Below are 13,278 nucleotides of genomic sequence, written 5' to 3'. Positions count from 1 at the left end.
GAGGGTTTGACTATCTACTTATCTATATCATTGGAATTCAATTGGAGATATGATAGTATCATAATGAGGTGGTAATTATGGATTTTCATTATTTAGAACAAGTATTTAAACAGCGAAAAGGAAGCTCTATGGATTTAATAGATAATTATGCTATACTTTTACCTTTAATAAACATGGATGGGAAGTGGCATATTTTATTTGAGGTGCGTTCAGAAAAGTTAGATAGACAGCCTAATGAGATATCTTTTCCAGGCGGGAAAGTAGAGGGAAAAGAGACATTTAAAGAAGGGGCTATTAGAGAAACCTGTGAAGAATTAAATATTAAATCTGAAAGTATAACCCTATTAGGAGAGTTAGACTATGTATTGTCTTCGAAAAGTGTAGTATATGGTTATGTGGGAGTACTAGAGGATTTAGATGTGGAGCTCCTAGAATACAATAGAAATGAAGTTGGGCATGTATTTACAGTACCATTAGATTTTTTTCTAAAAAATGAACCAGAAATACATTATACGAAGCTAGAAGTCACTCCTAGGGCTGACTTTCCATATCATCTAATACAAAATGGGAGAAATTATAATTGGAATAAGAGCAGTCAAGCAGTTTATTTTTATGTTTATGAGGACTATGTTATATGGGGCTTAACTGCTAGATTTGTAAAAAATTTTGTAGACATAATAAATAGAACTGAAAAGAATTAAATTAGTTCTTGTTTTAATTTTTATATTAATAATTTTCTGTATTTTTATAAGTACATGAAGGATATGACGTATTTATGTTACTTTAGACATATAGTTATTAAATAACAATGTATTTCATAATAATATATCTCGAGTAAAAATGTGATAATTGCATTAGCCAAAATAAACAGGGACGACTTGGATTAAATACAAGTCGTCCTCGTGTCTCTATACTAGCTTGATTTGGTGGTATACTTTTTTGCCCTTTCTAATTATAAGCCTATTATCCTCAAAGTCATCTAAGGTGATTACTATGCTTGGATCACTTACCTGACTATTTTTAATAGATATTCCACCTTGAGTAATCAGTCTTCTTGCCTCACCATTAGACTTTGTAAGGCCAATTTGAGTTAGTAGACTTAGTATTCCAACACCTTCTTCAAATAGAGATTTTTCAAGCTCAGTAGTAGGCATCGAATCTAAATCCCCACTGCCACCAAATAAGGCCTTTGTGGCATCTTCTGCTTTTATCGCTTCTTCCTCACCATGAACAAGCTTTGTAACCTCAAAAGCCAATACTTTTTTAGCTTCATTTATTTCAGCGCCTTCAAGGGCAGATAGTCTTCTAACCTCATCCATCGGTATGAATGTCAACAGTCTTAAGCACTGCTCTACCTCAGCATCATCTACATTTCTCCAGTATTGGTAGAACTCATATGGAGAGGTTTTCTCTGGGTCTAGCCATACAGCACCCTTTGCAGTTTTGCCCATTTTGTTACCTTCACTATTTGTTAGTAGTGCACAAGTCATCGCATATGCTTGCTTGCTAGTCTTTCTTCTTATAAGTTCCATACCAGCAATCATATTAGACCACTGATCATTGCCACCCAATTGCATTATGCAATTATGTTTCTCATTTAACACATAGAAATCATATCCCTGCATTAGCATGTAGTTAAACTCTAAGAAGGATAGTCCCTTTTCTAGTCTTTGTTTAAAACATTCAGCAGTAAGCATTCTATTAACTGAAAAGTGAGTTCCAACTTCTCTTAAAAAGTCAACATAGTTTAGATCTAACAGCCAATCAGCATTATTTTCTAGTATTGCCTTACCATCGCTAAAGTCAATAAAATTCTCTAATTGTTTTTTTATACAGCTTACATTATGCTCAATTCCTTCTTTAGTAAGCATTTGTCTCATATCAGTTCTTCCTGATGGATCACCTATCATAGCAGTTCCACCGCCAACTAAGGCTATAGGTCTATGGCCCGCTCTTTGCATATGTGCCATAAACATCATAGTAACGAAATGTCCTACGTGTAGGCTGTCAGCAGTAGGGTCAAAGCCTATATAAAATGTAACTGATTCTTTTCCTAAAAGCTCTCTTATCTCTTCTTCATGGGTTGTTTGTGCTATATATCCTCTTTCCATTAAGGTATCAAATACATTCATTATAATTCCTCCTTTATTGATGATTTTATGAAAAATAAAAAGGGTTTTCTCAAATCCTATAAGGACGAGAAAACCCGTGGTACCACCTTAATTCGCATCAAAAGATGCCTCATAGTCATTATATCGTATGACATACGCAATATTTTCATATTGAGACTCCAGAGTGTAATTCATACTTTATGTACTGAAGGCTTTTCACCAACCAGCCAACTCTCTACATGCACCCATAAAGCACTACTAGTTCTTTCACAGTCATATAAATATGATTTGCATATATGATATTTCTTTTTATGTTCATTGTCAAGTGATTTTATAAATTTTTATTCCCTAAATTTAATTAAATTTAACTTCTTCCCTGTGTTCCCATAAACCATGAATATTGCAGTATGCCATTGCATAGATAAATCCAGGTTTATGTAGTATTACATGGGTTAATCCTACTGGCTCTGTAAACACTCCACCTTCGCCATGGGAGGAGAAATTAAAATCAGCGATTTCTACAGGGAACTTTCCTTCTTCACTAAAGTAATATAGCTTAATCCATACGATATGATGATCTAAGGTGTTAGGATGCTTTATATCATCACCAATAGAGACTTTAATTTCAATTTCCTCACCTTCACGTATCTTTTCTGGTAAATGAATTACTGGAACATGTTTTTCATTTTTGAAATCACCAGTTTGTAAAAATTGACCTAAGCTTTGCATAATATTCCTCCTACTAATAATATATTTTCAAAAAACAATAAGTTATAACTTTTAGTATTCCCGTATAGAGAATAAATAAAAAAAGAATCCTAAAATCAAGGATTCTTTTTAAACAATTAATTTACTCTTATTTACTATTCAACTAATATTTCAGCAGAGTTTTCCCATAAACCATGTATGTTACAGTAGCTCAATGCATGGAAAGTACCTGATTTGCTTACTTTGATTTTGCTAGTTGCTATAGGTTGAGTAAATACTTCTCCTTCGCCATGAGCAGTAAAGTTGAAATTACCTACTTCTACAGGAAATTTTGCTCCCTCTGGTAAGAAAAATACCTTAATCCAAGAAATATAATGTTCAAATGTATTAGGATGAGGAATCTCTTCACCTACTAAAACCTTTATTTCAAACTCCTCTCCTGCCTTTACCTTCTCAGGAATATGTATTACTGGAACGTGCTTTTCACCCTTCCAGTCTCCAGACTGTAAAAATTGACCTAATGATTTCATATTATGTACCCCCTTAATTGTTTATATAATTTTATTATTATTTCATACACAATATACCCTCATATTTTGAATTAAAACAAGAAAATGATAATAAATAAACATATAAAGTTAGTAAAAAGCCTATCTTTTTGGTAAAATATATATTAGATATTGATACGAATTAGGAGAGATGAGATGGCAAATATACAATTAATAGCTACATCAACATTTGGACTTGAAGCAGTGGTAAAGAGAGAAGTGGAACAGCTAGGATATAAAAATATAACAGTAGAGAATGGGAAAGTTACTTTTAATAGCGATGAATCAGGAATTCCTAAGGCAAATTTATGGCTAAGGACCGCTGATAGAATTTTATTAAAAATGGGTGAATTTAAAGCTTTATCTTTTGAGGAACTTTTTCAAGGAACTAAGGCTCTTCCTTGGGATGAATGGATAACAGAAGATGGAGAATTCACCGTCACAGGAAAGTCTGTAAACTCTAGACTTTTTAGTGTTTCTGATTGTCAAGCAATCGTAAAAAAGGCAGTAGTTGAGAAATTAAAAGAAAAATATAAAACGGAATGGTTTAAGGAAGATGGTCCAAAATACACTATTCAGGTGTCTATTCTTAAAGACATAGCCACGCTTACAATTGATACAAGTGGAGAGGGATTACATAAAAGAGGATATAGGATACAAAATGTAGAAGCACCTATTAAAGAAACACTAGCGGCTGCAATTGTTAGCCTAAGCTATTGGAATTCGGGTAGAATATTATTAGATCCTTTCTGCGGTTCAGGAACTATACCTATAGAAGCAGCTATGATTGGTAAAAATATAGCACCAGGCCTTCAGAGAAGCTTTGCTTCAGAAGAATGGCCTAGAATTGGAGAGGCTCTATGGAAAGAAGCAAGAAAAGAAGCATTTAAAGTTATAAAGCAGGATTTAGACCTTAAAATATATGCCTCAGACATAAATCCTAAAGCAGTGGAGGCTGCTAAGGAAAACGCCTATGAAGCAGGAGTGGATGACTGTATAATCTTTGAAGTTAAGGATATGTCAAAAATAGATATAAAAGGCGAATACGGAGTTATCATATGCAATCCTCCATATGGGGAACGTTTAGGAGAAAAAGGAGAAGTTGAAGAGCTTTATAGGATAATGGGGAAGGTATTTAAAAAACTTGACACTTGGTCTGTTTATGTAATTACCTCAAATGAGGATTTTGAAAAACTCTATGGGAAAAGGGCAGACAGGAAAAGAAAACTATTTAATGGCAGGATAAAGGTAGATTATTATCAGTATTATGGACCTAAGCCTGTATAAAGGTAGTTTGGCGATTGTTTAATTACTGCTCTACTATTTTGTTAGCTATTGTTTAACATAAAAAAAGGGGGGCTTACCGTGATAGTATCAAACAAAAAGGATGTAAAGTCAGTAAAGATTGAAAATCCACAAGCTAAAGATGCTGCAATGAAAGTACTAGTATCACCTAAAGAAGGCTGGGAAGGTTATGTAATGCGTGTATTAGAAATTGAGCAAGGAGGACATACTCCAAAGCATAGTCATCCATGGCCACATATCAATTATATTATCAGTGGGAAAGGGATACTTTATTTAGACGGAAAGGATATAGAGGTAGAGGCAGGAGGATTCGCTTATGTACCTGCAAATACTGAGCATCAGTTCTCAAATGCAGGTAATGAAATCTTTGAATTTATTTGCATAGTACCTGAAGAAGGACATAAGTAGAAAAAGATAGCTAATTACAAGAATATTTAAAGCCGCTCCATATGATTATACAAACCATATGGAGCGGCTTTTTATCTAGTTAATTATGCTCCCATGAACATTTTTAAATCATCTTCAACATTAGTGATTCCACCAATTCCAAATGTTTCAACTAATACCTTAGCTACATTTGGTGATAGGAATGCTGGTAGAGTTGGTCCTAAGTGAATGTTTTTAACACCTAGATATAGAAGAGCTAATAATACAATAACAGCTTTTTGTTCATACCATGCAATGTTATATGATATTGGAAGCTCATTTACATCATTTAACTCAAATACTTCTTTAAGCTTAAGAGCAATAACTGCTAATGAGTAAGAGTCATTACATTGTCCTGCATCCAATACTCTTGGGATTCCACCGATATCCCCTAGCTCAAGCTTGTTGTATTTATACTTAGCACAACCTGCTGTAAGGATTACAGTATCTTGAGGTAAAGCTTTTGCAAATTCAGCATAGTAATCTCTTGATTTCATTCTTCCATCACAACCTGCCATAACGAAGAATCTCTTAATTGCACCTGATTTAACAGCATCTACAACCTTATCGGCAAGATTTAATACAGTATTGTGAGCAAATCCACCAACTATTTCACCTGTTTCAATTTCAGTAGGAGCTGCACATTTCTTTGCATGCTCAATTACTTGAGTGAAATCTTTTTTACCATTAGCATCTGCTGTTATATGTGTTAATCCTTCGAAGCCTACTGCACCAGTAGTATAAACTCTATCTTTATATGAATCCTTTGGAGGAACTAGGCAGTTTGTAGTTAGTATAATAGGCCCATTGAAGCTATCAAACTCTTTATCTTGCTTCCACCAAGCATTTCCGTAGTTTCCTGCAAAGTGAGAATGTTTTTTAAATGCTGGGTAGTAGTGAGCAGGTAGCATTTCACCGTGAGTATATACATCTACTCCAGTTCCTTCAGTTTGTTTTAGTATTTCTTCAAAGTCTTTTAAATCATGTCCACTTACTAGTATTGCTGGGTTGTTTCTTACACCTATATCAACTTTAGTTATTTCAGGATGACCATAAGTGCTAGTGTTAGCCTTGTCTAATAGAGCCATTACATCTACACCATGTTTTCCACATTCCATTACAAGGGCTACTAGGTCATCTGCTGATAGACTGTTGTCTGTAGTAGCTACTAAAGCCTTTCCAATAAAAGAATATACTCCTTCATCTTCATAGCCTAAGTTTAGAGCGTGTTCAGCATATGCTGCCATACCCTTAAGACCATATGTTAATAACTCTCTTAGAGATCTTACATCTTCATTTTCTGTAGCTAAAATTCCTACGTATTTTGACTTTTCATCGAATACATCTTCTGAATCAGAATACCAAGAAGCAGAATCATGAGTAATATCTTCAATGCTTCCTCCAGCCTTAACTACTGATTTTTTAATTTCATCTCTAAGCTTTAATGCCTCTTTAATTTTTGATACAAAACGAGCTTTATCAAAGTTAGCATTAGTAATAGTCATGAAAAGACTTTCAATAATAAAGCGGTCAGCCTTTTTTGTGTCTAGCTTCAATTCTCTAGCTTTGTTGTTATAGAATGAGATCCCCTTTAGTGAATAGATAAGCAAATCCTGAAGATTAGCTACTTCAGCAGGCTTGCCACATACTCCCCTAATTGTACAGCCTGTTCCTTTTGCTGTTTCTTGGCATTGAAAACAAAACATACTCATTAAAAAATCCTCCTTTATTTAAATGTATTAATATTAACAGTATAAATATACCTTATAAGTTATTCGCTAAACTTTATAATTAACTTTATCAACTACTTATTATAATAAGAGATATTAGAATGTAAAACCGTGATTGGTATCAAATAAAAGTGTGATATATATCACAGATAATAAATAAACAGTATTGTTTTGGGTATATTTTGATTATAGAATAGAAAAGAGGTGTATTTATGAGTGTATATACTAAGACTGGAGATAAAGGTCAAACTAGTTTGTTTGATAATAAAAGAGTAGATAAGGATGATTTGAGAGTAGAAAGCTATGGAACCATAGATGAGTTAAATAGTTGGCTAGGTCTATCTAAGAATTTTGTAGAAGACAGTGAGATATTCAACCTAATTCATCATATTCAAAGAAGACTATTTGATGTAGGAGCTGAGTTAGCTACAGAAGATGAGAGCAAAAGACCAGTTATGATAAAAGAAGAAGAAGTAACTTTTCTAGAGGAGGAAATTGACAAATATATAGAAAGAATAAAAAAACCTGATCACTTCATAATACCAGGAGCAGGTAAGATATCAGCTATTTTACATGTGGCGAGAACTGTTTGTAGAAGAGCTGAAAGAAGAATAATTTCTCTTTCAAAGAAAACCAATATAAACCCTCATTTAATCAAATATGTAAATAGACTTTCGGATTTATTATATGTACTGTCAAGATGTACTGAAGATGATTACGAGGAAGTAATTTTTTATAGGGAATAGAGAAATTCTATTTTGTAATTCATATATTCAAGAGCTTTCCATTAATTAGCTTCAATAAAAGCTTTCTTAGTTTATGGCGTTTCGATAAAAACCTATATTTCTAGAATAAAAAAAGCAGGTTTATTAGCTGTAAACCTGCTTTTTTCTTAGAAGCTTTTTAGTAATAACCTCCAAATTGGCTGAAAAGAGCAATTCCACCTATAATAACAACAATTATAACTATAACTGCCATAACGAGACCTACAATCATTAAGATGCCTTGCAACTTCATATATGAGCCTAATTTCTCAAAAATACCATTTACTTCTCTTGCATCTCCTGTTAAATACTTGTCAATAGATGTTTTAGCATTTCTAAGCTTAACCCCAAGTATGATTTGAATAATTCCAGGAATTAAAGAAATACCAAATGTACCGAATGCTCCCAGGCATGTAATTGCCCCTGTTATTATATTCATTATGCCTACAAATCCAGACCATTTGCCTAGTGTCTCTAACAAACTTCTATCAGGAGTAGAGTATGTAGCTTGACTTAAATTATCCATCAGATTCACCTCCTTTTCCTATATTTAATATAGATTATATATAACATTATGCCAGAAATCAAATACTACTGCGGCAATATGCCTCTTTTCTTTGCTGTGAATGTACAATATATAAATATAGAAAAACACTAAAATTATGATATAATACTAATTAATAGAGTTATTTAAGTACATTCTCTAAAAGAATTTTGTCATGATTATATAACATAGTGTAAAATATAGTTTAAAAAACAACAGACTATTATAGTGTATTTTATAAATAGAGGGGGGGTAGCATTTGATTCAAGAACCTAAGAAACTTGTTCTAAATGATAAAACTAAAAGAGATAGTATTATTTCTTACGAAGTGCTAGATGGCATGGTAGACTGGGTACGAGTCATAGACCAGAATGGAGTTATAATATTTGCCAATAAATCAATGAAGGAAGCTTTAGGTGGTAACATTATAGGCAAGAAGTGCTATTCAGTCCTTGGAAAGGGCTGTGCTTGTAAAAGATGCATTACAGAAGCTACAGTGAATACAGGTGAAATAGTGGAGAAAGAAGAAGTAATTGGAAATAGAATATTTTCTGTGAAGAGTTCACCAGTTAAAGATCTAAACGGTAATATTTATGCAGCAGTTGAGGTTTTTAGAGATGTAACCAAAGAAAGAAAGCTGGAAAAAGAGTTAATTAAGAAGAATGAAAAGATGAGTAAGGATTTGTCTTTTGCTAGAACTATTCAGAAAAAAATATTACCTAAACAAGGGAAATTAGGTCCACTAAATATAGATTATTTATATTTTCCTTCAGAGATGCTAAGTGGCGATATTTTTGATATAAATAAGATTAATGAAGACCTTATAGGTATTTATATAAGTGATGTGGTTGGACATGGAATTACAGCGTCGATAATGACTATGTTTATTAGGCAGGCTATGAAATCAATAAAATATGACTACTTAGATCCAAGTGAGGCCATTAGTGAATTACATCAGAGATTTTTAGATTTAAATCTTGACACAGAAGAGTATTTTTCAATATTTTATGGTATTTTTGATAAAAGAGATAATACGTTTAAATATGTTAATGGCGGACATAACTGTATTCCACTACATATCAATAGTAATGGAATAGAATTTCTAGAGGCTAAAGGCTACCCAATAACTTGTCTATTTGATACTATAAAATATGAAGAAAAATCTATTAAACTTAAAAAAGGTGATAAAATATTATTTTATACTGATGGAGTAATTGAAACTAGAAATGAAAAAGGAGAACTATTTGGATTTGATAGATTGATAGATATAGCAAGTAAACATAGAGACAATCTACTAGATGCCATAGAAAAAAATCTAAATGAATTTAAATATAAAGACGTAGACGATGATTTTGCACTGTTGACTGTTGAGTTAGTTGGATAAAAAGCTGGTTAGCCAGCTTTTTTTCTGAACGTATATAGAAAATAGTGTTTAATGCTCTAATAATTACAAGAGGGTGATAAAAGTGCAAGATATTTTTTTGGATTTTTCAAATTCAATGGTATCATTAGCAGAAATTAATAGTATTAGAGAACAGGTTTTTACTGCTCACGATTTGTTGCATAATAAAAAAGGTTTGGGGAAAGAGTTTTTAGGCTGGATGGATTATCCTATAGAGTATGATATTGAGGAGTTTGAAAGGATAAAGAAAGCAGCTGCTAGAATAAAAGAAGACTCACAAGTATTGATAGTAATAGGCATAGGAGGGTCATATCTAGGTGCAAGAGCTACTATAGAAGCCCTTAATCATTCATTTTATAATTTGCTTCCTGCCGGAGAAAGGAGAGCACCTGAGATTTATTTTGCCGGAAATAGCATTAGCACAAAGTACATTGGAGATTTGTTAGATATCGTAAAAAATAAAGACATAAGCATAAATGTCATATCGAAGTCTGGAACCACTACTGAGCCTGCTCTTGCATTCAGAATATTTAAGGAATTTATGGAGAAAAAATACGGAAAGAGTGAAGCTTCAAAGAGGATATATGTAACTACTGATAAAGAAAAGGGAGCATTGAAAAGACTTGCAGAGGATGAAGGGTATGAAACATTCGTCATACCTGATGATATAGGTGGTAGATTTTCTGTACTTACACCTGTAGGATTGCTTCCTATTGCCACTGCAGGTATAGATATTGATTTACTAATGAAAGGTGCAAGAGCTGCAAGAGAAGATTATTCTCATAAAAATCTGGAGAAAAATCACTGCTATATATATGCTGCCCTAAGGAACCTACTCTATAGAAAAGGAAAGCATATAGAAGTATTAGCTAGCTATGAACCTTCTTTGCACTTTACTGCTGAATGGTGGAAACAGCTTTATGGAGAAAGTGAAGGAAAGGATGGGAAAGGAATATTTCCTGTTTCTGTTGCATTTTCTACTGACCTTCATTCTTTAGGTCAGTATATTCAGGACGGGAAAAGAGTTTTATTTGAGACTACAATTAATATTAGAAATTATTCAAGAGAGATAAAAATCAGTAGAGAGGATTCAGACCTTGATGGCTTAAATTATCTTGCAGAAAAAACCTTAGATTATGTAAATAAGATGGCATTTAATGGCACAGTAATTGCTCATGTAGATGGAGGAGTTCCTAACCTAGTTATTGATGTGCCAGAATTAAATGAATTCTATTATGGGAAATTAATATTTTTCTTTGAGAAGGCATGTGCTATAAGTGGATACTTATTAGGAGTAAACCCATTTGACCAACCTGGAGTTGAGGCTTACAAAAAAAACATGTTTGCATTATTAGGAAAACCAGGATATGAAGACTTACGAAAGAAGCTTCAAAAAAGAATATAGGGTTAATAAGGGCTAGTTCCTAGGAAACCAAACTATACCCTAGGAGACTAAGCCTTTTTAATTATCCAAGTTGTCTATAGGCCTTACATATTTGAGCTCAATTTTTTTGTTGATACTAGGTATTACAATATCATCTTTTCTAGATACATTGACCTTGAGGTGTAACTGTCTTTTCATAGCATCTAATATTCCGTTCCTGAAGGTGAGGTTAGCTTCTAATTCCTTAGGCTCACCTATAGCCTTGATTGTAATTGGGGGACTTAAAACATGGTCATCAAAAATTAATGAATTATTTTCTAACTCAAGTGTTGAATATGATGTATATCTTATATCATTTATGGAGATTGCCTCAGCATTAGCAGCGTTTAAAAAGCTTATTATCTGTAAGAGAGAATCATAATTATATGCTATGATGCTAGTACCATCATCAAAAATAGCCTCTTTTTCAGGTTCGCTGATTTCCACAACAACACCAGGACCTTGTATTTCTTTATAGCCTATAAACATATTATATTTTTCTAATTCACTATAAAGATTTCTTAGGTAATAATTTTTATTGGCCTGTTCTTGCTCAAGTCTTTTAATTTCATCTTCAACCTCTGATAAATCTTTTTTAACCTCTGCTCTTTGAGCTTCTAGCTTATTTAATTCTGCCAGTAGAGTTTTAGATTTAGCAATAGGGGTATCACCTCCGGTGACATTTTGAGTAATTTTAAATTGTATAGAAAGAATTATTCCTAAAATCGCACAGACTAGAAATACAGCCAACATACCTTTTATTTTTTTCAAATCAATTCCTCCTAGAATATCTAGTTTATAATAATATAATAACCTTTTTCGAGAAAAAAAGGAATTGGTATTATGTATTTTTCTTGTTAAAGATAATTACCATGATAGGTGGGTATATTAGATATATATTATTTTAAGAAGAAATACTTTATTGAAGAGTAGAAAATATGGAGGTATATTATGAACATAATTATAGATGATAAAGTAAGAAAATATCTAAGAGCTTTAGGTAAAAAAGCAATCACAATATATACAGAAATAGTAGGAAGTTGCTGAAGCCCAAGGCCTGAAATTTTTGTAAGGACAAGGGAGCCGGAGGCAACTGAGGATTTTGATTTGTACAATATAGATAATATCAAAGTTTATTTATTTAAAGAAGCTAATGTTGGAGAAAAGGTTACAATAAAAATGTCAGAGCAAACTTCTGATTTGCCAGACAAAGAGATTGCAGTAGAAGGAGTTGATTTAAGCAGGTAGCTTGTACTTTTGCTTAGGTTTAAATATAGACCTAGTTGCTAGTATTTAATGTGACAAACATCACTGATTTTTGTGAGCCTTTTCGTGTATTATTATTTATGTTAAGTTATAATGAAAATATAATAACATGAAAGGGCGTTGAAGATGGCTTTAAGAAAAATAATGCATATTGATGAAGAAAAGTGTATTGGATGCGGATTGTGTACAAAAGGATGCGCAGAAAGTGCTATAAAAATAGTTAATGGTAAGGCAAAGCTAATATCAGAGAATTTATGTGATGGATTAGGAAAATGTATTGGACATTGTCCAATGGGTGCTATAACGATAATTGAAAGGGAAGCAGATGAATTTGATGAAGAAGTAGCAGCAAAGCACTTAGAGAATTTAAATGAAAATAAAGCTTCCTTAGAACATAGTCATGTAGGAGGATGTCCTGGAAGTAGGGCTATGGCTATTCAGAGAAATGAAAAAAGAGGAACCTCAAGTTCTGTATCTACAGGAGATATTGAAATTAAAATAAAGCCACAGTTGTCACAATGGCCTGTTCAATTAAAGCTAATACCTGAAAAGGCTTCGTATTATGATGGAAAAGAGCTATTAGTAAGTGCTGACTGTGTACCTATTGCATATCCAAATTATCACTTAGACCTACTTAAAAATAGAGCAGTAGCAATTGGGTGTCCAAAGCTAGATGATGTGAATTTTTATGTTGAAAAGCTAACTAATATAATTTCAAATAATGATATAACAGGAATTACAGTAGCTCATATGGAGGTTCCATGCTGTAATGGTATAGTTATAGCCGTAAATGAAGCAGTGAGGAGAGCTGGAAAAGATATAGAAGTTAATAAAGTAAAGATACTAATTAATGGTGAAAAAGAGAGCTAAAACTCTCTTTTCTTTTTATGACCTAACCCGATTTTCTGAATGCTTTTTTCAGAAAATCGGGTTAGGTCAAACGCAACGAGCACCAAATTTATGGAGGGTAGCGAGTAAATAAATTTGTGTTGCGAGATTGTGATAATGAACAAGAGAAATATGATATAATAGTATAAAAATAGTAACTATG

Annotated in this window: 14 protein-coding genes and 1 other annotated feature; of the genes, 8 read left to right on the top strand and 6 right to left on the bottom strand. The window is 32.8% G+C overall.

Going from position 1 to position 13,278, the window contains the following annotated elements; all coding sequences use genetic code 11:
• Positions 1-77: 77 nt before the first annotated feature.
• Positions 78-701, top strand: coding sequence for an NUDIX hydrolase (locus DW1_RS13370; protein WP_074351256.1), 624 nt, complete (start codon positions 78-80; stop codon positions 699-701).
• A gap of 207 nt (positions 702-908) precedes the next feature.
• Here the strand turns inward: DW1_RS13370 and tyrS are convergent, their stop codons facing one another.
• The 3 genes from tyrS to DW1_RS13355 all read right to left on the bottom strand — a co-directional run bounded on the left by tyrS (position 909) and on the right by DW1_RS13355 (position 3,349).
• Positions 909-2,135, bottom strand: a complete 1,227-nt coding sequence (tyrS, locus tag DW1_RS13365; RefSeq protein WP_074351254.1) for a tyrosine--tRNA ligase — start codon at positions 2,133-2,135, stop codon at positions 909-911.
• 54 nt (positions 2,136-2,189) lie between these two features.
• Positions 2,190-2,391, bottom strand: a binding site (T-box leader).
• Between the two features lie 74 nt (positions 2,392-2,465).
• On the bottom strand, positions 2,466-2,840 hold the full coding sequence (locus DW1_RS13360; protein ID WP_074351252.1) for a class II SORL domain-containing protein: 375 nt from the start codon (positions 2,838-2,840) through the stop codon (positions 2,466-2,468).
• Between the two features lie 134 nt (positions 2,841-2,974).
• Positions 2,975-3,349 (bottom strand): class II SORL domain-containing protein, encoded by a 375-nt coding sequence (locus tag DW1_RS13355; protein ID WP_074351250.1) that lies wholly within the window; start codon positions 3,347-3,349, stop codon positions 2,975-2,977.
• A 174-nt stretch (positions 3,350-3,523) separates the two neighbouring features.
• Here DW1_RS13355 and DW1_RS13350 point away from each other — a divergent pair, with 174 nt between their 5' ends.
• Together DW1_RS13350 and DW1_RS13345 are read left to right on the top strand one after the other, a co-directional pair.
• Positions 3,524-4,654 carry a THUMP domain-containing class I SAM-dependent RNA methyltransferase gene (locus tag DW1_RS13350; protein WP_074351248.1) on the top strand — a complete coding sequence of 377 codons (1,131 nt, stop codon included), beginning with the start codon at positions 3,524-3,526 and terminating at the stop codon, positions 4,652-4,654.
• Between the two features lie 78 nt (positions 4,655-4,732).
• Positions 4,733-5,080 carry a cupin domain-containing protein gene (locus DW1_RS13345; protein ID WP_200800532.1) on the top strand — a complete coding sequence of 116 codons (348 nt, stop codon included), beginning with the start codon at positions 4,733-4,735 and terminating at the stop codon, positions 5,078-5,080.
• Positions 5,081-5,163: 83 nt separating this feature from the next.
• Here the strand turns inward: DW1_RS13345 and hcp are convergent, their stop codons facing one another.
• The gene (hcp, locus tag DW1_RS13340) at positions 5,164-6,810 is read right to left on the bottom strand and encodes a hydroxylamine reductase (protein ID WP_074351247.1); all 1,647 of its coding nucleotides are present in this window, start codon (positions 6,808-6,810) and stop codon (positions 5,164-5,166) included.
• A 230-nt stretch (positions 6,811-7,040) separates the two neighbouring features.
• Here hcp and DW1_RS13335 point away from each other — a divergent pair, with 230 nt between their 5' ends.
• A complete protein-coding gene (locus DW1_RS13335; protein WP_074351245.1) occupies positions 7,041-7,574 on the top strand; it encodes a cob(I)yrinic acid a,c-diamide adenosyltransferase in 534 nt (177 codons plus the stop codon).
• A 157-nt stretch (positions 7,575-7,731) separates the two neighbouring features.
• Here the strand turns inward: DW1_RS13335 and DW1_RS13330 are convergent, their stop codons facing one another.
• Positions 7,732-8,118 carry a DUF5362 family protein gene (locus DW1_RS13330; protein WP_074351243.1) on the bottom strand — a complete coding sequence of 129 codons (387 nt, stop codon included), beginning with the start codon at positions 8,116-8,118 and terminating at the stop codon, positions 7,732-7,734.
• Between the two features lie 277 nt (positions 8,119-8,395).
• Between DW1_RS13330 and DW1_RS13325 the strand changes: the two genes are divergently transcribed.
• Together DW1_RS13325 and DW1_RS13320 are read left to right on the top strand one after the other, a co-directional pair.
• Positions 8,396-9,520: a SpoIIE family protein phosphatase gene (locus tag DW1_RS13325; RefSeq protein ID WP_074351242.1), complete on the top strand. Its 1,125-nt coding sequence runs from the start codon at positions 8,396-8,398 to the stop codon at positions 9,518-9,520.
• Positions 9,521-9,602: 82 nt separating this feature from the next.
• On the top strand, positions 9,603-10,943 hold the full coding sequence (locus DW1_RS13320; protein ID WP_074351240.1) for a glucose-6-phosphate isomerase: 1,341 nt from the start codon (positions 9,603-9,605) through the stop codon (positions 10,941-10,943).
• A gap of 57 nt (positions 10,944-11,000) precedes the next feature.
• Here the strand turns inward: DW1_RS13320 and DW1_RS13315 are convergent, their stop codons facing one another.
• Positions 11,001-11,732 carry a DUF881 domain-containing protein gene (locus DW1_RS13315; RefSeq protein ID WP_074351238.1) on the bottom strand — a complete coding sequence of 244 codons (732 nt, stop codon included), beginning with the start codon at positions 11,730-11,732 and terminating at the stop codon, positions 11,001-11,003.
• Between the two features lie 336 nt (positions 11,733-12,068).
• Here DW1_RS13315 and DW1_RS15600 point away from each other — a divergent pair, with 336 nt between their 5' ends.
• Both DW1_RS15600 and DW1_RS13310 read left to right on the top strand, forming a co-directional pair.
• Positions 12,069-12,209 carry a hypothetical protein gene (locus DW1_RS15600; protein WP_159433595.1) on the top strand — a complete coding sequence of 47 codons (141 nt, stop codon included), beginning with the start codon at positions 12,069-12,071 and terminating at the stop codon, positions 12,207-12,209.
• Positions 12,210-12,353: 144 nt separating this feature from the next.
• Complete coding sequence (locus DW1_RS13310) at positions 12,354-13,097, top strand: ATP-binding protein (protein ID WP_074351236.1); 744 nt, start codon at positions 12,354-12,356, stop codon at positions 13,095-13,097.
• The last annotated feature ends 181 nt before the right edge of the window (positions 13,098-13,278 follow it).

Origin of the sequence: Proteiniborus sp. DW1, from assembly GCF_900095305.1 — a bacterium.
In the GTDB taxonomy this organism is placed as follows: Bacteria; Bacillota; Clostridia; order Tissierellales; family Proteiniboraceae; genus Proteiniborus.
This window is presented reverse-complemented; position numbering and strand designations above follow the sequence as displayed.

Coding starts and splice junctions, on each gene's coding strand:
- DW1_RS13330 (WP_074351243.1), bottom strand. CDS start 8,118: ATGGATAATTTAAGTCAAGCTACATACTCTACTCCTGATAGAAGTTTG.
- DW1_RS13360 (WP_074351252.1), bottom strand. CDS start 2,840: ATGCAAAGCTTAGGTCAATTTTTACAAACTGGTGATTTCAAAAATGAA.
- DW1_RS13370 (WP_074351256.1), top strand. CDS start 78: ATGGATTTTCATTATTTAGAACAAGTATTTAAACAGCGAAAAGGAAGC.
- DW1_RS13335 (WP_074351245.1), top strand. CDS start 7,041: ATGAGTGTATATACTAAGACTGGAGATAAAGGTCAAACTAGTTTGTTT.
- DW1_RS13310 (WP_074351236.1), top strand. CDS start 12,354: ATGGCTTTAAGAAAAATAATGCATATTGATGAAGAAAAGTGTATTGGA.
- DW1_RS13355 (WP_074351250.1), bottom strand. CDS start 3,349: ATGAAATCATTAGGTCAATTTTTACAGTCTGGAGACTGGAAGGGTGAA.
- DW1_RS13350 (WP_074351248.1), top strand. CDS start 3,524: ATGGCAAATATACAATTAATAGCTACATCAACATTTGGACTTGAAGCA.
- hcp (WP_074351247.1), bottom strand. CDS start 6,810: ATGAGTATGTTTTGTTTTCAATGCCAAGAAACAGCAAAAGGAACAGGC.